Source organism: Neorhizobium sp. PAMB6716, assembly GCF_058242805.1.
Genome location: NZ_CM177835.1, coordinates 931,707 through 951,260 on the forward strand (window position 1 = coordinate 931,707; position 19,554 = coordinate 951,260).

Genomic DNA, 19,554 nt, shown 5'->3' on the forward strand with positions numbered 1-19,554 from the left:
ATCAGGAAACGACGAAGTGGCGCAGCAGCATGGCTGCGCCCCAGCCGGCCACCAGCAGCGGCAGGCCGGGATGGCGCAGTCCCACCAGCAGCGCCACCACCATGGCGATCTTCACCTCGATGCCGCCATCGAAGAAGGCCGGCGCCACCAGCGTGGTGAGAACCGCTGCCGGAACCGCATTCAGCGCCGTCTCCAGCCGTGGCGGGATCCGCGTCATATTGCTGATCAGAAGATGGCCGCCAATCCGGGTCAGGTAGGTCGCAAGGCCTGCCGCTAAAATGACCAGCGCGGTGTGGAGATCGGTCAGATGGTCCATTAGAGCGTCTCCCCGTCACGGACGGTTTGGGCGGGCTTGTGCAGGATAACGGCAGCAATGACGCCTGCCAGCGCACCGATGCTGACATGCCAGGGCGATCCGACCGTGTGCATGGCAAGGATGGAGGCAACGGCGCTGACCGGCACCACGGCGGAAAACAGCGGGCGCCGGCGAAAGCCTAGCACGAGGCCGAGGAAATAGACCGGCAGCAGCACGTCAAAGCCCATCGATGCCGGATTGCCGACCATCCGCCCGAACAGGGCGCCGATGGCCGAACTTGTAACCCAGAGCCCATAAACCACGAAGGCCATGCCAAAGTACCAGGCGGGCTCGACCTTGCCGTGCTGGTCGACCTGTTTGGAGGCTTCCGCAAACTGCGGGTCTGTCAGGAAAAACAACGCGCCGAGACGAGCCGGACGCGAATAGGTGCGCAAATGCGGGGAAAGCGCTGCGGAATAAAGGATGTGCCGGAAGTTTACCGCAAAGACGGAAAGCACGATAAGCCATGCGGGAACGTTGGTGCCAAACATCTGCACGCCGACCAGCTGGCTGGCGCCGCCGAAAATGATGCCGCTCATCATCGTGGCCTCGAAAGGCGTCATGCCGCCATCAACGGCGACTGCGCCAAACAGCAGTCCGAAGGGCAGCGTTGAAAATCCGATGACCATGCCGGCTTTGGCGCCCTGCCGGAAAAGAGTGCTGCGCATATCCTGTCCCCTTGGTGAACCCCGCTGGTAAAGCGCTCCATCAATGGGGACAAGACAGGAATACTGATACCATGATGCATTTCGTTGAAACCGGCAGTTGGGGATGATGACGTCCACCCCCAGTGACTGCCGGCTGCAGCATTTAGTCGGCGAGGATTGCACCGCTGGTGACGATCACCACACCGTTGTCGCGCATTTCGGCAATGGCGGCGGCAACGCCCTTGGGGTCGATGCCCCGGCTGGCATCCTCGATGAAGCGCACCTTCACATCCGGCAGCATGGCGCGGGCATCGAGTGCGGAAAACTTGACGCAGTAATCGGTGGCGAGGCCGCAGATATCAAGTTCGCTCACCTGCTGCGCCCGAAGGTATCCGGCAAGGCCGGTAATGGCGGCCTGATCGTTGTCGCGAAAGGCGGAATAGCTGTCCACCGCAGGGTTTTCACCCTTCTGCTGGATATAGTCGATGGCATCCGTGTTGATGTCAGGATGAAAGTCGGCATCCGGCGTGCCCTGCACGCAGTGATCCGGCCACAGCACCTGCGGCTGGCCGGAGAGTTCGCCCATGTCGAACGGTTTTGTGCCCGGATGCTGCGAGGCAAAGCTGCCATGGTGTTCGGGGTGCCAGTCCTGCGAGGCCGCCACCAGATCATAGGAGCCTTCCTCGATCAGCCGGTTGACGATGGGCACGATCTGGTCTCCCCCCGCCACGGGCAGGTTTCCGCCAGGGCAGAAACCGTTCTGGATATCGATGAGCAGCAGGGCCTTCATGATCGTCTCCATGCGTGTTGATCGCTCAAGATGCCAAGCCTCACGCGGCGGATCAAGCACCGTCGTCGCAGAAGCGTCGTTCCCGCTCGGCAGGAACGTCTTTCCGCTGCTTGCGGCGAACTTGGAACGACATTCCTCGAACCGGCGGGCCTTGCGCCCTATCTCAAGCGCATACCTTCAGGAGATCGTCATGACTTTCGCAAACTCTTCGATTGCGCCACGCGCATCGAGCCTGCCGCCGCTTGGCGCGCCGGGGCTTGCAGCGCTTCTGGTGCTGGTGGCCGGCACGCTGGCGCTCGGTTTTACCCATGGCCCGGCGCAGGGCGCACTGTTTCTGATTGGCGGGGCGCTTGGCATTTCGCTGTATCACGCCGCTTTTGGTTTCACGTCGGCATGGCGCGTGTTCATTGCAGAGGGCAGGGGGCGCGGACTTCGCGTGCAGATGCTGCTGCTGGCGCTTGCCGTCATCCTGTTTTTCCCGGTTCTGTCAGGCGGCACGCTGTTTGGCCATGAGGTGCGCGGCAACATTTCGCCCGCCGGTCTCGGCGTCATCGCCGGCGCCTTCATGTTCGGCGTCGGCATGCAGCTTGGCGGTGGATGTGCGTCGGGCACGCTGTTTACCGCCGGCGGCGGCAATGCCCGCATGCTGGTGACGCTGTTCTTCTTCATCGTCGGCTCGCTCTTGGGCACCATCCATTTCGACTGGTGGGCAAGCCTTCCGTCGCTGCCGCCGACCGCTCTTTTCCAGAGTTTTGGCGCACTCGGCGGCATTGTCGTCTCATTGCTGATCTTTGGCGCGATTGCCGCCATCACTGTCGTTGTGGAACGGCGCCGGCGCGGCAGTCTGGAACAGGAGCCTCTCCCTGTTCGCACCGGCTTCCAGCGTTATCTGCGCGGTCCCTGGCCACTGGTGGCCGGTGCCGTGGCACTGGTGCTCCTCAACTTCGCGACGCTTGCGATTGCCGGCCGTCCCTGGGGCATCACGTCGGCCTTTGCGCTCTGGGGCGCCAAGGGCGCGCAACTGATCGGCATTGATGTGGCGCAATGGGCCTACTGGCAGACGCCGGGCAATGCCAAGGCGCTGGCATCCAGCGTGTTTGCCGATGTCACCTCGGTCATGGATTTCGGCATTATCGCCGGCGCCATGCTGGCGGCGGCCCTTGCGGGAAAATTTGCACCCTCGCTCGATATTCCCTTGCGCTCGGTGCTTGCCGCCGTGGTGGGTGGTCTGCTTCTCGGTTACGGCGCGCGAATCGCCTACGGCTGCAATATCGGCGCCTACTTTTCCGGGATCGCATCCGGCAGCCTGCACGGCTATCTCTGGGCGATTGCTGCTTTTGCCGGAAATGTGATCGGGGTTCGTTTGCGCCCGTGGTTCTTTTTTGAACGCGTAAAAGTGCGTGGTAACGATGGATAAACCATAGAATTTCTACCGGAAATTGCGAAGGCGCGGCAAATTTGAGGCTTTGCCGTGCCTTTGTCGCATTTTCGCTAAACTTCCGGCCGTATCCGTTTATAATGGCCTTCGTACTGAAGAGGGGGCCACGTAAACACATTGGTTACCATAATTCGTCATCCTGATCGCTGTTCGGAAGAGACCGTGGGCCTGCGCCACAGGTCCGGTGTTGGTCTCTCCTTTTGTGTGCGGTGTTTTGTGCCGTGTGTTCGAGTAGCGGTAAAAGGGTGAAGCGTATCATGGCACTGGCTTTTGCGACGGAGCGATCCGTCCCACGAACCTCACGATATCCAGCCAAGACGCCCGCCACGCGCGGTCTGATGAAATATACGATGCTGATGGGGACCGGCCTTGCCGTCGGTGCCTGGATGATCGCAGCCTTGGCGACCGTGCACAGCATGGCCTCCATCCAGCCTTCCAATTTCAGCTATCAACTGCGCGCGTCGCTCGACCTTAAGCCGCTCGCTGCGCCGGTCTCGGACGAGCGCGTGATTCGCGTTGCGAAATTTTCACGCCTCTCATCCGGCGCAACACCGAAGGCCGCCCGGCTGGAGGATGCGCATTTTGCCCACCTCACAGCCACGCGAGCCGCAGCCGATAACGTCAAGGACAGCCTTTCGGTTGCATTGGCGGCGGCGGAAGATGCCAAGAAATTTGCAAGCCTTGCCGAGAAGCGCCCTGAAGGGGAGGCGGTGAAAACCGCGCTTGCTTCGGCGCTCGAAAACACCGTGCTGATTGCACCGCCCACCGAAACTGCCTGGGACGCGTCGCCCGCCGGCAATGCTGAAGGCGGCGAAGTGGAAGTGGCTGACCTGCAGAGCCCGGCGGAACTCGCCGTGGCCCAGGCGATCGGCCCGGATGAAGACGACAGCCTGCCGATGGCAGGTCCGCTGCCTGTCGGCCGGCCGCCGGCCAATGCGCTGGCGCTCGCGATGGCCAAGCCGGCCGAGCGTGCTGTCGTCAAGCCCGGCCGCACCGGCGCTCCGCAGGAAGCCGAAGAGGAAGAGCAGGAAGCCCCGCAGGCACTCGCCTTCGCCCGGCCTGAAAACCCGATGAAGAGCATAACGCCGGCTGTGCCGTGGCCCGACCGCGGCGGCTCCAAGATTGCCGTTTATGACATCACCAACGGCGTCGTTCACATGCCGAACGGCGAAAAGCTCGAAGCCCATTCCGGCATCGGCGAAATGCGCGACAACCCGAAATTCACCCATGTGAAGATGCGCGGGCCGACTCCGCCCGGCACATACAAGCTGTCCATGCGCGAGCAGCTGTTTCACGGCGTGGCCGCGATCCGCCTGACGCCGACCGATGGCGTGGCACCACTCGGCCGCACCGGTCTTCTCGCTCATAGCTACCTTCTGCGCACACGCGGCGATTCGCACGGCTGCGTCGCCTTTGCCGATTACAACCGGTTCCTGAAAGCCTTCCAGCGCGGCGAAATCACCCACATGATCATCGTCGACCGCCACAACGGCAGCATCCCGGCAACCGCCATGCGCAAGATCAACCCGCGCGGCGCACCGCCATCGACGGATGGCGGAGCGGCTGGTGAGGCCCGCCGCACGCTGGTCGATTACCTGAAAAACGACGGCTGATCCTGTTCTTCTGTCTTCACGAAAAATGCCGCAGGCCCGCAAGAGCCTGCGGCATTTTCATGTGGAGATGATGCCGTCGCGAACGATGTTCAGCCGAGAAGATCGTCGGCAATCCGCTTGAAGATGCGGGCGCCGATCGGAATCAGCGCGTCAGGAAAATCATAGGTGGGATTATGCAGGGCCGGGTGGTTTTCACCGGCGCCGAGAAAGAACATTGCCGATTTCGACACATCCGCAAACCGGCCGAAATCTTCCGATGCCCGGAATGTCTCGCCCGCCTCGTGCGGCAGGTTTTCTGCATCGAGCGCCGCGCGGATGATGTCGACGGCGTCTGCATCGTTCATGCAGTGACGAAACTCGTCGTGATAACTGAAGGAGACGGAAAGGCCATGCGCTTTGGCCGCATGCGTTGCCAGCGCCTCGGCCTTTTCCCGCACCTCCGCCATCGCATCGTCGTTCACCGTGCGCAGTGTCACCCAAAGCTCGGCAGAACCCGGCGCGATGCCGAAGGCGGGTTCGCCGACCGATACATGCGTGACGGTTGCCAGAACAAGATCGCCGCCGCGGATATCGCCCTTGCGCAGGTCCGTCAGCGCCGGAATGAGTGCTGCCACGGCCGGGGCCGGCGAGACACCGGTTTCCGGCATGGAGGCATGCGCCGTCTTGCCGCTAAAACTGATCTTCAGCCCGCAGGAGGCGCAATTGGCCGCACCCGCCCGGATCCAGCTTTTGCCGAAGGGTATACCGGGCATATTGTGCAGCGAAAACGTATAGTCCGGCGTGAGGGTTTTGAATTTTTCGTCCGCCAGAACGGCCGCGGCACCCGCTCCGGTTTCCTCCGCCGGCTGGAACAGCAGGATCACGCGCCCGGAGGCCGGGCGTTTTTTTGAGAAGGAAACGGCAAGCGCTGCAAGCGTCGCCATATGCCCGTCATGGCCGCACATGTGGCCCTTGCCGGCGATCTGCGATCGATACGGCAGGTCGCTTGACAGCTCTGCGATCGGAAGCGCATCCAGTTCGGCACGAAACATAATGGTCGGACCGGCATCGGCGCCTTTGAACACCGCAGCGACACCCGTACCGCCAAGCCCGGTGACAATTTCGTCCGGCGATACGCCCTTCAGAAACCGCACCACCTCCGCTGCCGTCTCATGCTCCTCGCCGGACACCTCCGGCATGGCATGAAGATGCTGCCGCCACTTGGCAAGCTCCACAAAATCGCTTTCGGCAAGGTTCATGCGGGCGGTCCTTTTCTGCCAGCTCGGGGGAAGCGAGAGAGGGTTAGCTGACCTTCTCCACAAACCCGTCCAGCACGCGTTTCTGGCCGGCCCTGTCGAAATCGATGGTCAGCTTGTTGCCTTCGATGGAGGCGACGTGGCCGTTGCCGAATTTTATGTGGAAGACGCGGTCGCCGACCGTAAATTTCGACGGCGTGGTGGCGACCGATTTGGCCACCAGTTCGCCATCGATGGTGCGTGCCTTCGGGCCGCTTTCGCCGTAGCCGATGCGCTCCACCGCATGGCCGGAGCGGCTGCCCCAGTTGTCGCGGGTGGCATCGGTCTTGTTGGCCTGGGCGCGTTTCCAGCCGGGGGTCGAGTAGGAGTTCTGGAAAGGTTCGGCCTTGTCGAAGCGCGATTGGCCATAACCGCCGCGCCCGCCATAACCGCCGTAACCGGTATCGGCGGCGGCGGCCACGTCCACGTGGGCTGCCGGCAGTTCATCGAGGAAGCGCGAGGGCATGGTGGATTGCCAGAGCCCGTGGATGCGCCGGTTGGAAACGAACCAGATGTGGCAGCGGCGTTTTGCGCGGGTGATGCCGACATAGGCGAGACGGCGTTCTTCCTCCAGCCCCGAGCGGCCGCCTTCATCCAACGCGCGCTGGTGCGGAAACAGGCCTTCTTCCCAGCCGGGCAGGATCACGGTTTCGAATTCCAGACCCTTGGCCGAATGCAGCGTCATGATCGAGACGGCATCGAGGTTTTCGTTCTGCTCGACATCCATCACCAGAGAGACGTGCTCGAGGAAGCCGCGCATGCTCTCGAACGCCTCCATCGAGCGGATGAGTTCCTTCAGGTTGTCGAGGCGGCCGGGCCCTTCGGCGGATTTGTCGTTTTTCCACATGTCGGTATAGCCCGACTCTTCGAGGATCTGCTCGGCAAGCTCGGTATGGGGCGTGTTTTCCAGCCGCTCGCTCCAGCGGGCAAAGCTTTGCACCACATCGAACAGCGCCTTGCGCGCCTTCGGCTTCAACTCGTCCGTCTCGATGATATCGCCGGCGGCAGACAGCATCGGAATGTCGCGAGCGCGGGCATAGTCATGCAGGTTGCGCACGGTGGTGTCGCCAAGGCCGCGTTTCGGCGTATTGATGATGCGCTCGAAGGCGAGATCGTCGGCCGGCTGGCAGACGAGGCGGAAATAAGCCATCGCATCGCGGATTTCGAGCCGCTCGTAAAAGCGCGGGCCGCCGATGACGCGGTAGTTGAGGCCAAGTGTCACAAACCGGTCTTCGAACTCGCGCATCTGGAAGGAAGCGCGCACGAGGATCGCAATGTTGTTGAGCGCATGGCCGGAGCGTTGCAGCTGCTCTATCTCTTCGCCAACGGCGCGGGCTTCCTCTTCCGAATCCCAGGCGGCGTGAACGATCACCTTTTCGTCATCGGGATCTGTGCGCTCGGTAAAAAGCGTCTTGCCGAGGCGGCCTTCGTTATGGGCAATCAGATGGCCGGCAGCGCCGAGAATATGTTCGGTGGAGCGGTAGTTGCGCTCGAGACGGATGACCTTGGCGCCCAAAAAGTCCTTCTCGAAGCGCAGGATATTGTCCACCTCCGCGCCGCGCCAGCCATAGATCGACTGGTCGTCATCGCCGACGCAGCAGACGTTTTGCGGCACGTCTTTCGGGCGCTGGGCGAGCAGCCTCAGCCACATATACTGCGCGGTATTGGTGTCCTGATACTCGTCCACCAGGATGTAGCGGAATTTCTGGTGGTACTCGCGCAGGATATCCGGGTTGCGGCGAAAAATGTCGATCGGGTGCAGCAGAAGATCGCCGAAATCGCAGGCGTTCAGCGTCTTCAGCCGGCCCTGATAGGCGGCGTAAAGCTCGCGGCCCTTACCATTGGCAAAGGCGCGCGCATCGCCCTCGGGAATGTCCTTCGGCGTCAGGCCCTTGTTCTTCCAGGTGTCGATCATGCCGGCGAACTGGCGGGCCGGCCAGCGCTTGTCATCAAGGCCTTCGGCCTGGATCAGCTGCTTGATCAGCCGGATCACGTCATCGGTGTCGAGAATGGAGAAATCGGAGCGAAGACCGGCGAGTTCCGCATGGCGGCGCAGGATCTTGACGCCGATGGAGTGGAAGGTGCCGAGCCACGGCATGCCCTCGACGGCGCCGCCGACGAGAACGCCAATGCGCTCCTTCATCTCGCGCGCTGCCTTGTTGGTGAAGGTGACGGCCAAGATCTGGCTCGGATAGGCGCGGTTGGTCGCCAGAATATGGGCGATGCGGGTGGTCAGCACCCGCGTCTTGCCGGTGCCGGCGCCGGCGAGCACCAGAACCGGGCCATCCATGCTTTCCACGGCGTCGCGCTGTTCCGGGTTGAGGCCGGAGAGATAGTCGGGCATCCGGTGCTGGTCCCGCGCGGCCATGGCGCGGGCGGCAAGGCCAAGCCCACCCGGCGCCGGTGTTGCTGCACCGGCAGGCGGGGCGGCAGGCTTCTGGCGTGGCGTGTGATCCGGCTCTTCGTCGAAGAACGGAATATCGTCAAAACTGTTCGTCATCAGGCCAATCTAATGATTTGCGAAGAACATGGCCATAGAGCATGTTCTGCTTTTATTCCAGCCTGCCGCCTCAGCGATGGAGAAAAGCCGGGCAGATCGGCAGGTTTTCAACCGGTTAGCCCCTCAAGGCATTTGATTAAGCGCCGTTCACGCCGGTGTGAAAATCCGTTAGGTTACAATTCGGCAAGGTTGGCAATCTGGCATTGCTTAAGTCCTTGCTAAACGTGATACTTTGACTTGTAAGATCTCATCCTCCCCATCGGAGTGCCGAATGCGCATCTGGAAGCAATTGCTCCTCAGTCTCGTCATGCTGTTTGCAGGTCTCTGTCTATGGCTTTTCGTCAGTCCAGATGCGGGCCATGCGCTTGTGCGTATGGGCGTTCCGCAACAGGCCGTGGCGCTTGTCCAGCCCGGCGTGGCTGGAAACGGCAGCAACAATGGCGGTTCCGATTCGGGCGCGCAGCCGGCAAGGGCCGGTGGCCAAGGTGGTCAGGCAGGGCAGGGCGGCAGGGGACAGGGTGGTCAGCGTGCGCCGCTGGTCGTCACCCGTACCGTTGTGATGGACAAGGTCAACGACCGTTTGAACGCCATCGGAAGCGGCACCGCCATCCAGTCTGTCGTTGTTATGCCGCAGGCGAGCGGCACAATTGATGAGATCCTTGTCGCCTCCGGCCAGAAGGTCAAGAAGGGCGAGGTTCTGGCGCGTCTCGATGACGAGGAACAGAAGATCGAGCTGGACAAGGCTCGCGTCTCGCTGCGCAGTGCGGTTGAAAAGTCCAGCTCCTATCGCAACCTGCAATCGGTCGCGCGGCTTGACGTGCTCGACGCACAGATTGCCGAGGAATCGGCAAAGCTTGCTGTCAGCACTGCCGAGTTCAATCTACGCCGTCGCGATATTCTGGCCCCGATCGATGGTATTGCCGGTATCGTCGCCATCAATGTCGGCGACAACGTTACCACCCAGGCCAGCGTCGTGACGCTCGATGACCGCTCGGAAATCCTGGTGGATTTCTGGGCGCCAGAGCGCTTCGTCACGGCCATCACGCCGGGCATGGCGGTGGAAGCCACCTCGATCAGCCGTCCCGGACAGGTGTTTGCCGGCAAGGTGGAAAGCATCGATAACCGCGTGGATGCGGCAAGCCGCACCATTCGCGTGCGTGCCCGCATCGACAACCAGACCGATGTTCTGCGGGCCGGCATGTCCTTTGCCGTCTCGATGCGCTTTGAGGGCGAAACCTTCCCGGCCGTCGATCCGCTTTCGGTGCAATGGGATGCCGAAGGCGCCTATGTCTGGAAGATCGAGGCCGACAAGGCAGCCAAGGTGCGTGTCGCCATCATCCAGCGCAATCCCGATATGGTGCTGGTGAATGCGGATCTGAAACCGGAAGACAGGATCGTCATCGAAGGCCTGCAGCGCGTGCGCGAAGGCCAGCCGGTGCGCCTGCAGGGGACTGGCGAAAAACCGGCAGAGGTGGCGCGTCAATGAGCGATAATTCAGACCTGAAGATCGAGGATTCCAAGGCCACCTTCACGGCGCTTTTCGTGCGCCGTCCCATTCTGGCCGCCGTCATCAACACGCTGATCGTCGTGGCCGGCCTTGCCGCGCTCGTGGGCGTTGAGGTGCGCGAACTGCCCGACGTCGACCAGCCGGTGATTACCGTGCGCACGACCTATGATGGCGCCGCCCCGCAGACGGTGGACCAGGAACTGACCCAGGTCATCGAAGGGGCCGTGGCGCGCGTGTCCGGTCTCAAGGGCCTGTCGTCGGAATCGCAGTTCGGCGCCAGCCGCGTTACCATGGAATTTAACGATACGGTGGATCTGGCTGTTGCCGCAAACGACGTGCGCGATGCCATAGGCCGCATTTCCGATCAGTTGCCGGAAAGCGCTGACGATCCGCGCATCGTCAAGGCCGATTCGGATTCGCAACCGATCATGCGATTGGCCGTCACCTCCTCCACGCTCTCCATGGAAGACCTGACGCTTCTCGTCGACAACGAAATCAGCGACCGGCTGGCGGCCGTCGAAGGCGTGGCCGACGTCGAGCTTTACGGCGACCAGGAGAAGATCTTTCGTGTCGACATCAATCAGGCAGCGCTTGCAAGCCGCGGGCTGACGGTGGCGGATGTGTCGGGCGCGCTTTCCAGTGCAGCGCTGGACGTGCCGGCAGGCTCGCTCACCAGCCGCACGCAGGATATCGTTGTGCGCGCTACGGCAAACCTGTCCACGCCGGCCGATTTTGAAAACGTGCTGATCAAGGACAATATCCGCCTGCGCGATGTGGCAGGCGTTACGCTGGGTCCGGATGACGGCACTACGACTTTGCGCTCGAACGGCGTGCAGGGCGTCGGCCTTGGCATCATCCGCCAGGCCCAGTCGAATACGCTCAACATTTCGACAGGCGTTGCGGCCGCCGTTGCCTCCCTGCAGGCGGCAATGCCGGAGGGTACGCGTATCGTCATCACCTCCGATGATGCCACCTTCATTCGCGGCGCGCTGCACGAGGTGGAACTGGCGCTCGGCCTTTCGGCGCTGATCGTGGTGGCCGTACTTTACCTCTTCCTGCGAGATTGGCGCGCCACGCTCATTCCGGCGCTCACCATGCCCGTTGCCCTCATCGGCACGCTGTCGGCCATCTATCTCGTCGGCTTTTCCATCAACATCCTGACGCTTCTCGCCATCGTTCTTGCAACCGGTCTTGTGGTTGATGATGCGATCGTGGTGCTCGAAAACATCGTGCGGCGGCGAACGCAGGGGCTGGGGCCTCGCGCGGCCGCCATTCTCGGCACGCAGGAAGTGTTTTTCGCGGTTCTCGCAACAACGGCCACGCTTGCTGCCGTCTTCATTCCGCTCTCCTTCCTGCCCGGCCAGCTCGGCGGCCTGTTCCGCGAATTCGGTTTCGTGCTGGCGCTTGCCGTCGGCCTCTCGTCGATCACCGCGCTGACGCTCTGCCCAATGCTGGCCTCGCGCATGCTGACAAAACCGATGGTGGAGCCGAAGGGTCTGCTCGCCGGTTTCGGCAATCTGTTTGCCGCCACCTATGCCCGCACGCTGCAGTTCTGCATGAATGCACCTGTTGTGGTCATTGCCGTCTGCGCCGTCATCATGGGCGCCGCCTATGTCGCCTTCGGGCTTGTCACCAGCGAGCTGACACCGCGCGAGGATCGCTCGATGGTGATGATGCGCGCCACGGCACCGCAGGGGGTCAGTCTCGAATATACGCAGGACCAGTTGCAGCGGGTGGAGGAAAACCTGCAGCCGCTGATCGATTCCGGCGAAATCCGCAATCTGTTTTCGATTTCCGGCATGGGCGGCTCCTCCAACACCGGCTTCATGGTGATGACGCTGGCGCCGTGGGAAGAGCGCACCCGCAGCCAGGATGAGATTGCAAACGACATCAATGCCGCCGCCGCCCGCGTGCCGGCGCTTCGCGGTTTTGCCATCCAGTCGAACAGCCTGCGCATTCGTGGCGCCGGCAGCGGTTTGCAGGTGGCGCTGGTTGGTGCCGATCATGCAAGCCTCACCCAGGCGGCGCTGCAGCTGGTGCAGGCCATGGAGAAAAGCGCGTCCTTCGTTACCCCGCGGCTCGACAACGAGCCGACGCAGGCGCAGCTGTCGGTCTCCATCGACCGCGAGCGCGCGTCCGATCTCGGTATCGATATCACCGGGCTTTCCAATTCCATGCAGGCGCTGCTCGAAGGACGCTCCATCGTTGATGTCTTCGTCGATGGCGAGGCGCTGCCGGTGAAACTCATCTCCTCCATGCAGCCGATCAACGATCCGACCGATCTGGAAAACGTCTTCCTGCGCACGGGTGACGGCAAGGTCGTGCCGATGTCAACCATCGCGACCTTGAAGGAAGGAGCGGTCTCGCCGCGCCTCAACCGCGAACAGCAGATGGCTTCCGTCTCGCTCTCGGCAAGCCTCGGCGATGGCGTGTCTCTCGGCGCAGCCCTTGAGGAAGTGACAAGGCTTGCCCAGCCGCTGCTGCCGAACGGTTCTCGCCTTATGCCGTTGGCGGAAGCTAAGACGCTGGGTGAAAATGCCAATGGCATGGCCATCACCTTCGGTTTTGCCATCGCCATCATCTTCCTCGTGCTGGCAGCGCAATTTGAAAGCGTGCTGTCGGCACTGATCATCATGACAACGGTGCCGCTCGGCTTGGCTTGCGCCGTTTTTGCGCTTGTGATCACGGGTTCGACGCTCAACGTCTACAGCCAGATCGGCCTTGTGCTTCTGGTGGGCGTCATGGCGAAGAACGGCATTCTCATCGTCGAATTCGCCAATCAGCTGCGTGACCAGGGTGTTGCCGTGCGCCAGGCCATCGAAGAAGCCTGCCGCCTGCGCCTTCGTCCGGTCATGATGACGATGATCGCCACCATTCTCGGTGGCGTGCCGCTGGTGCTGGCCGCCGGTGCCGGGGCCGAAGCGCGCGTCGCACTCGGCTGGGTCATCGTTGGCGGGTTAGGCCTTGCAACACTGGTGACGCTGTATGTGACGCCGGTTGCCTATCTGCTGATTGCCCGTTTCGCCAAACCGCATTCTCATGAAGAAGAGCGCCTGCACGAGGAACTGGAGCGCGCCCATAGGGGGGCGGCCAATGCCGAGGAAAAACCGCTGCTGGCGGCGGAGTAGCGCGGCATCCGGTAGTCCTGGCCGCGCGTGGCGGCCGGGACGCTCTTTACGGCAGCCGATCATCAGGTGGGCTGGCGCATCTCCTTGGCGATCTCAGGATTTGCCTCGGCAAACTTCATACTCTCGCCGTTCCTGTAGGCTGCGTCCTTGAAATCAGGACTATCCTTCAGAGTGGCAATCTCCTCAGGCGTGAACTTGAAGAACAAGAGCAGGCGATAAGCCTGCTTGGCGCCTTCGCTCTGCGAAGCCCATGCCGGCAGCGCCGTTGCAAGCGCCTTGTTTTCCCGGTCGTTGCGGTCCATTTGCACCGCCAGTTTCATCAGGCCGCCAATGGGAAGCGGGATGCCGTTGATGGCAAGATCCGGAACGAAGCTGACCGGGTGGATGCCGCCCGCCGGGTTCGTTCCGGTGATGACGCCGCAGCGATGGTCGGTCACAAGCTCCTTTTTCTGCTGAGCGCGGTGGGTATTCAACTCCAGCAGCAGTTTGCAATTTGCCTTGTTGGCATCCGTCATCAGGCGCTGATACTCGGCCTTCTTCAGCTCCTGCGGGGAATTGGGGTCCACCGTCTGGCATCCGGCAAGCGCAAAAAGGCTGAGGGCCAGCCCGATCTGAGTAAACTTCATCATCCGTTCCTGAACAATATCCGGCAGCCTGGGCCGGTTCGGCGCCAGGGCGTGCGGTCAAACATGTTTGAAAAATGCTTTGGCACAGCAAAATGCTGTCATCTGCACAAGATAACCCGGCCCCGCGTGGCGACCTTCGAAAGCAAAAAATTATTAGCTGTCATCTTTTACGCCAGCAACGCCACCGCTTATTGTCTTCGCGGATACGGTAAACGGGCTATCTCCAGAGCACCCACTCCCGGTGCAGGTCGGCAAGCCAAGGGAACCACTGCGGTGGCGAAATTGCCTTCGATATGGACAAGCACCAACGGCTCCCGTACCAAGCGTTACAGAACATGACGGGCATGTGTCGCCCGATCGGGAGACATGACGATGGTGATGAGAGACGCGCAACCGGGCCCCCGCAATGAAGAGGGCATCGCGGCTGTTCTTGGAATTTTGAAGCAGAGCCTTGGTGACCGGTTGCAGACCGGCCAGGCCTTTCGCGAGCAGCACGCCCACACCACGACCTATCTGCCGCCGCAACTGCCGGATGGCGTGGTTTTTGCCGAATCGGTCGAGGATATCAAGACGGTGGTGAAGGCTTGCGCTGCCCACCGTGTGCCCGTCATTGCCTTTGGCACAGGCTCTTCGCTGGAAGGGCAGGTGAACGCGCCCTCCGGCGGGATTTCGCTCGATACCACCCGCATGGACAAGGTGTTGCGCGTATCGCCGGAAGATCTCGACGTGACGGTAGAACCCGGCGTGACGCGCGAGGCGCTGAACACCTATCTGCGTGACACGGGCCTGTTCTTTCCGATTGATCCCGGCGCCAATGCCTCCATCGGCGGCATGACGGCCACCCGCGCCTCCGGCACCAATGCGGTGCGCTACGGCACGATGAAGGACAATGTTCTCTCGCTCACCGTCGTGACGGCCGATGGCGAAGAGGTGGTCACGGGCACCCGCGCGCGAAAATCCTCGGCCGGTTATGATCTGACGCGGCTTTTTGTCGGGTCTGAAGGCACGCTTGGCATCATCACCTCGATCACGCTGCGCCTGCAGGGCATTCCGGAAAAGATCGGCGGCGGGGTCTGCGCCTTCGAGACGGTGAAGGCTGCCTGCGACGCGGTGATCATGACCATCCAGATGGGCATTCCGGTCGCCCGCATCGAGCTGCTGGATGCCGTGCAGATGCGCGCCTGCAACGCCTATTCCGGCTTGAACTATGCCGAGAAGCCGACGCTGTTTCTGGAGTTCCACGGCACCGAAGACACCGTGCCGCTGCAATCGGAACAGTTTGCCATGATTGCCGCCGAATGCGGCGGCGAGGATTTTGAGTGGACCGGCGATGCCCAGCAGCGGGCAAAGCTGTGGAAGGCGCGCCACGATGCCTATTGGGCGTCGCGGGCGCTTGCGCCGCATCTCGCCGGCCTCTCCACCGATGTCTGCGTGCCGATCTCGCGCCTTGCCGAATGCGTGGCTGAAACCCATGCGGATATCGTCGAGAACGACTTTCTGGCGCCGATCGTCGGCCATGCCGGCGATGGTAATTTTCACGTGCTGATCCTGTTTGACGACAAGGACCCCGAGGATATCGCGCGCGCAGAATCCTTCGTGGAGCGGCTGAACCGCCGTGCGCTCGCCATGGGTGGCACCTGCACCGGCGAACACGGCATCGGGCAGGGCAAGATGACGTTTCTGGAACAGGAGGCAGGCTCTGCCCTTCACCTGATGCGGGCGATCAAGCACAGCCTTGATCCGAACGATATCTTCAACCCCGGCAAGATCCTTCGCCAAGGCGCATGATCCGGCGCGCTTAAGGCTTTATGACTGTTCAGGAATTTTGTTCTTAAACCGGTTGGGGTTATCAGGTAGAGTGCGGGTGCGAAGGTTTTAAGCCTTGCTGAGGAGGCGGGCTTGGCTGGCGCGGGACAATGGCGAATCGATTCAAAATGTTAGAGCGGCCGGTGGATCTGTTGAGTCAGGCGGCGCTCTCAGGAGAATGAACAGGTGCTCGGACGGATAATGCTGTTGCTCGGTGGCCTTGTGGTCATTGCGCTGTTTACGGCCTTGCTGGCGCCGTTCTTCGTCGACTGGTCGAATTTTCGCCGGGAGTTCGAGGAGCAGGCTGGCCATATCCTCGGCAAGAAGGTTTCTGTCCATGGCGCCGTCGATGCCCGCATCCTGCCGTTTCCCTCGGTCACCCTGCATGATGTCCGGGTGGGGCAGGATGTCGATGGCACGCCGCTGGTGCAGGTCGAGCGCTTTTCCATGGATATGGAACTTGCGCCCTTCCTTTCCGGCGAAGCGCGCATTTTCGACATGCGGCTGGAGCACCCGAAAGCCCGCATTCGCCTCCTGAAGGATGGCCGCCTCGACTGGACGCGCGGCAGCCAGCCGGATATTCCCGCGCGCAATGTCGTGCTGGAGGATGTCCATATCGAGGGCGGCCAGATCGAATTCATCGATGACGGCACCGGCCGCACGCGCCATCTGACAGGCCTTACCGCCAAAATGTCGGCGACATCGCTGGCAGGTCCCTGGCGTGCCGATGGCAATGCGACGCTCGATGGTTATGAGGCGCAGTTTTCGCTCTCCAGCGGCGCGCCCGATGCCGTCTCCGGCGCCGTCCCCTTGCGCATGAAGGTTCGCCCGGATGTGCAGCCCGTCGAGGTGCAGCTGGACGGCGCCCTTGCCGTTACCGCCGGCAAACCCGATTACAAGGGTGATTTTTCGATGGCCTTCCTGGATACGCCGGTAGAGCCCGTGGTGCCGAAGGGCATCAAGCCGCCACCACCGCCGCGCACCAAGGGCAAGTTCGAACTGACAAACGACCGCATCCGCATTCCCGAATATCGGGTCGAGGTGGGCGCGCTCGACAATCCCTATGTGGTGACGGGCGAGGCAACGCTCGATACCGGTGACAAGCCGGAATTTTTGCTGACCGCCGATGGGCAGCAGGTGGATGTGAACCGCCTGACGGGCGAACTGGTGAACGGCAAGACGGGCCGCGATCCGCATGCCTCGGCGCAGCGGCGTCTGAACGCGCTTGTCGAGATGGCCGCGCGCGTTCCGGTGCCGCAGGTGCCGGGCCGCGCCACGATCCGCCTGCCGGCAATCGTTGCCGATGGCACGACGGTGCGTGATGTGGAACTGAACATGCGCCCGGCCGGCACCGGCTGGAATGTCGATAATGCCGTGGCCATCCTTCCCGGCCGCACGCGGGTGGAAGCGCAAGGGGCGCTGAAGCTTGTTGACGGCCCGTCCTTTGTTGGCACCATGCTGCTTGCCTCCAACCAGCCTTCAGGTCTTGCCGACTGGCTGAAGGGGCAGGTCGATCCGGCGATCCGCCAGCTGAAGACCGCCGGCTTTTCCGCCGATGTCGACCTGACGCCGACCCTCCAGCGGTTTAATGCGCTGGAACTCTCGGTTGGCCCGGCCATCCTCAAAGGCCGCGTCGAGCGCAAGTCTCCGGCTGATGCCGTACCGGATCTCACCCTGGATCTGGCGGGCAATGAGATCGATTTTGACGCGTTGCGGGCGCTTGCCTCGCTGCTGACGGGTGGCGATGCCGGGGAGCAGGTGCTGGATCATCGCCTCGTCGCGCATCTGAAGGCCGGCCGGTTGACCGCCCTTGGCATTGCCGCAGACGATGTTGAGACCGCCTTCACGCTGGGCGATGGCGCGCTGTCGTTGGAAAAGCTGTCGGTGGGTGATATCGCCGGCGCAAAGCTTGACGCAAAGGGCAGGGCGGAAGGTTCCTTCCTCGATTATACCGGCACCGGCCAGCTGACCTTCAGCGCCTTCGATCCTGGGCCGTTTCTTGCCATGCTGCGTGAGCAGCTTCCGCGCCATCCGGTGCTGGAACAGTTGGTGCGCAGTGCCTCCTGGTATGCCGATACGAAGCTGTCTGCCGACGTGACGCTGGCAAACGGTGTCTCGGCTCATGTCGCCGGTCAGACGAATGGCACAAAGCTCGATGCGCAGCTTGCCCTGCCCAACCTGTTTGACCTGACAGCAGAAACCGAACTGAAGCTTGATGCGACGCTCACCAACCCGCAGGCCTCCACAATCCTTGGGCAGGCGGGGTTCGAAACGCTGCCCTTCGAAGGCGATTCCGATGCGCGGCTGACCCTTGCCCTGCAAACAAATGGCGAGGCGCCGGCCGCAGCCAAACTTCTTTACCAGACGGATCGCACAGCGCTGTCGGCAGACGGTCGCATTACGCTCTCTGCGGAAAAATTCGGCCAAGGCTCGCTGGCCGTGACGCTGAAAAGCACGGATCTGGAGCCGACGCTTCTCACGTCAGGTATCGGCCTGCCGCAGTTCGGCATGGGCCTTGCGGCAGATCTGAAGGCGGATATCGCTGTCACCGGCGAAGACATCGGCGTAAGCGGCCTTGCCGGCACGCTGGCGGGCAACCGGCTTGACGGGCAGCTGATGTTGTCTCGCACCGCGCCAATGCCGACGGTGACCGGTGCGCTGTCGCTTGATAGCGCCGATCTCGGCTGGCTTGCTGAAACCGTCTATGGTCCGCTCACCAATCCTGAAACCGGTTCTGCCTCGCAGAAGGAATTTGCCCTGCCGCTCTTTGCCGGCTGGGATGTCACTCTTGATCTCAAGACGCGCACGCTGAACACGCTGGGACTTGGTCCCGTCAACGGTTTTGCCGGGCGCCTCACCAGCAAGGCGGGTGGAGTGTCGCTCGAAGATGCAAGCGGCGGCTGGCATGGCGGGCGGCTTGCCGGGCGCCTGTCGATGTCGCATAGCGGCGGTGTCGGTCTTTTCCAGACGCGCCTGACGGTGGAGGGCGCGGACCTTTCTGGCCTGCTCTGGCAAGCGGCTGGCAAGCCGGTGGCGCAGGGCAGCATGGGTGTGGAACTGGCGGCGGAAGCCACCGCGAAAAGCCCCGCCGATCTTCTCTCCGCCATCAGCGGTTCCGGCACGATCCGGCTTTCGGACGTGATGCTGCCGAGCCTGAACGCCGCGCTGATGCCGGGCCTTCTGGCTGACGCCGACCGCATCGAAGGAGAGGTGACGGCCGGAAAAGTCCAGCCTCTGGTCGAGCGTCGTATACACGACGGCTCTGCCACGATTGGCGCCGTCGAAGTCCCCTTCACCATCACCGGCGGACAGTTGCGAGCGCAGAACATCACCGCCAAGGCCGGGGGCACGTCTCTCACAGGCGAGTTGCGGATGGATCTTGCCGACAGCAGTCTCTCCGGCGAAGTCGGGCTTTCCTACGATGTCGGCGATGAGGCGCTGGCCGGTGCTGATCCGGCGCTCACGCTGCGGTACGACGGCGATCTCGGCGCGCCAGAGGAAGCGATCGACGTGGAAGCCATGACGAACTTCCTCTCCATGCGCGCCTTCGAGCGCGAGCGCCGGCGTGTGGAAACGCTGCAGGCCAGCGTCTTGGAAAAGCAGCGCCTGCGCCGAGAGGTGACGCTCTATACGGTGCGTGAGGAGGAGCGTCGGCTGGCGCGCCAGAAGGCCGAGGCCGAGGAGCGGGCACGCCTCGAGGAAGAACAGAAGCTGCGCCGCGAAGCCGAGCAACAGCGCCAGCTACAGCCTCCCGTCTTCGACATGCAACCCGCCGACGGCGCGTTCCGATAGAGACAGTCAGGAACAGCACCGCTCTGCGAACTCTCGTCGCGGCCGGACCCTGACTCAGCGGAAGGTTGAGGCGCGACT

12 protein-coding genes are annotated in these 19,554 nt (G+C 62.4%); 6 read left to right on the forward strand and 6 right to left on the reverse strand.

Annotation, left to right across the window (positions count from 1 at the left end; genetic code table 11):
* Nucleotide 1 precedes the first annotated feature (1 nt).
* From AC4CWH_RS04440 to pncA, 3 genes are all read right to left on the reverse strand, one after another.
* Nucleotides 2–316, reverse strand: coding sequence for an AzlD family protein (locus tag AC4CWH_RS04440; protein WP_491320557.1), 315 nt, complete (start codon nucleotides 314–316; stop codon nucleotides 2–4).
* Entirely contained in the window at nucleotides 316–1,023 is a 708-nt protein-coding gene (locus AC4CWH_RS04445) for an AzlC family ABC transporter permease (protein ID WP_491320558.1), read from the reverse strand. The genes AC4CWH_RS04440 and AC4CWH_RS04445 overlap by 1 nt, the downstream gene beginning before the upstream one ends.
* Nucleotides 1,024–1,165: 142 nt before the next feature.
* A complete protein-coding gene (pncA, locus tag AC4CWH_RS04450; RefSeq protein WP_491320559.1) occupies nucleotides 1,166–1,792 on the reverse strand; it encodes a bifunctional nicotinamidase/pyrazinamidase in 627 nt (208 codons plus the stop codon).
* Between the two features lie 190 nt (nucleotides 1,793–1,982).
* On the opposite strand from pncA, the gene AC4CWH_RS04455 reads away from it, so the two are divergent.
* Nucleotides 1,983–3,209: a YeeE/YedE family protein gene (locus tag AC4CWH_RS04455; protein WP_491320560.1), complete on the forward strand. Its 1,227-nt coding sequence runs from the start codon at nucleotides 1,983–1,985 to the stop codon at nucleotides 3,207–3,209.
* 359 nt (nucleotides 3,210–3,568) lie between these two features.
* On the forward strand, nucleotides 3,569–4,843 hold the full coding sequence (locus AC4CWH_RS04460) for a DUF2778 domain-containing protein (protein ID WP_491320561.1): 1,275 nt from the start codon (nucleotides 3,569–3,571) through the stop codon (nucleotides 4,841–4,843).
* An 89-nt stretch (nucleotides 4,844–4,932) separates the two neighbouring features.
* Here AC4CWH_RS04460 and AC4CWH_RS04465 read toward each other — a convergent pair whose 3' ends face one another.
* A complete protein-coding gene (locus AC4CWH_RS04465; RefSeq protein WP_491320562.1) occupies nucleotides 4,933–6,081 on the reverse strand; it encodes an amidohydrolase in 1,149 nt (382 codons plus the stop codon).
* A 43-nt stretch (nucleotides 6,082–6,124) separates the two neighbouring features.
* Entirely contained in the window at nucleotides 6,125–8,617 is a 2,493-nt protein-coding gene (locus AC4CWH_RS04470) for an ATP-dependent helicase (RefSeq protein WP_491320563.1), read from the reverse strand.
* Between the two features lie 271 nt (nucleotides 8,618–8,888).
* Between AC4CWH_RS04470 and AC4CWH_RS04475 the strand changes: the two genes are divergently transcribed.
* Together AC4CWH_RS04475 and AC4CWH_RS04480 are read left to right on the forward strand one after the other, a co-directional pair.
* Nucleotides 8,889–10,103: an efflux RND transporter periplasmic adaptor subunit gene (locus AC4CWH_RS04475; protein WP_491320564.1), complete on the forward strand. Its 1,215-nt coding sequence runs from the start codon at nucleotides 8,889–8,891 to the stop codon at nucleotides 10,101–10,103.
* The gene (locus tag AC4CWH_RS04480; RefSeq protein WP_491320565.1) at nucleotides 10,100–13,252 is read left to right on the forward strand and encodes an efflux RND transporter permease subunit; all 3,153 of its coding nucleotides are present in this window, start codon (nucleotides 10,100–10,102) and stop codon (nucleotides 13,250–13,252) included. Before AC4CWH_RS04475 ends, AC4CWH_RS04480 begins: the two co-directional genes overlap by 4 nt.
* A 62-nt stretch (nucleotides 13,253–13,314) precedes the next feature.
* On the opposite strand, the gene AC4CWH_RS04485 is transcribed toward AC4CWH_RS04480, so the two are convergent.
* Nucleotides 13,315–13,878, reverse strand: a complete 564-nt coding sequence (locus AC4CWH_RS04485) for a hypothetical protein (RefSeq protein ID WP_491320566.1) — start codon at nucleotides 13,876–13,878, stop codon at nucleotides 13,315–13,317.
* A gap of 372 nt (nucleotides 13,879–14,250) precedes the next feature.
* Here AC4CWH_RS04485 and AC4CWH_RS04490 point away from each other — a divergent pair, with 372 nt between their 5' ends.
* Both AC4CWH_RS04490 and AC4CWH_RS04495 read left to right on the forward strand, forming a co-directional pair.
* Nucleotides 14,251–15,666: an FAD-binding oxidoreductase gene (locus AC4CWH_RS04490; RefSeq protein ID WP_491320567.1), complete on the forward strand. Its 1,416-nt coding sequence runs from the start codon at nucleotides 14,251–14,253 to the stop codon at nucleotides 15,664–15,666.
* Nucleotides 15,667–15,870: 204 nt separating this feature from the next.
* Entirely contained in the window at nucleotides 15,871–19,476 is a 3,606-nt protein-coding gene (locus tag AC4CWH_RS04495; RefSeq protein WP_491320568.1) for an AsmA family protein, read from the forward strand.
* Nucleotides 19,477–19,554: the final 78 nt, after the last annotated feature.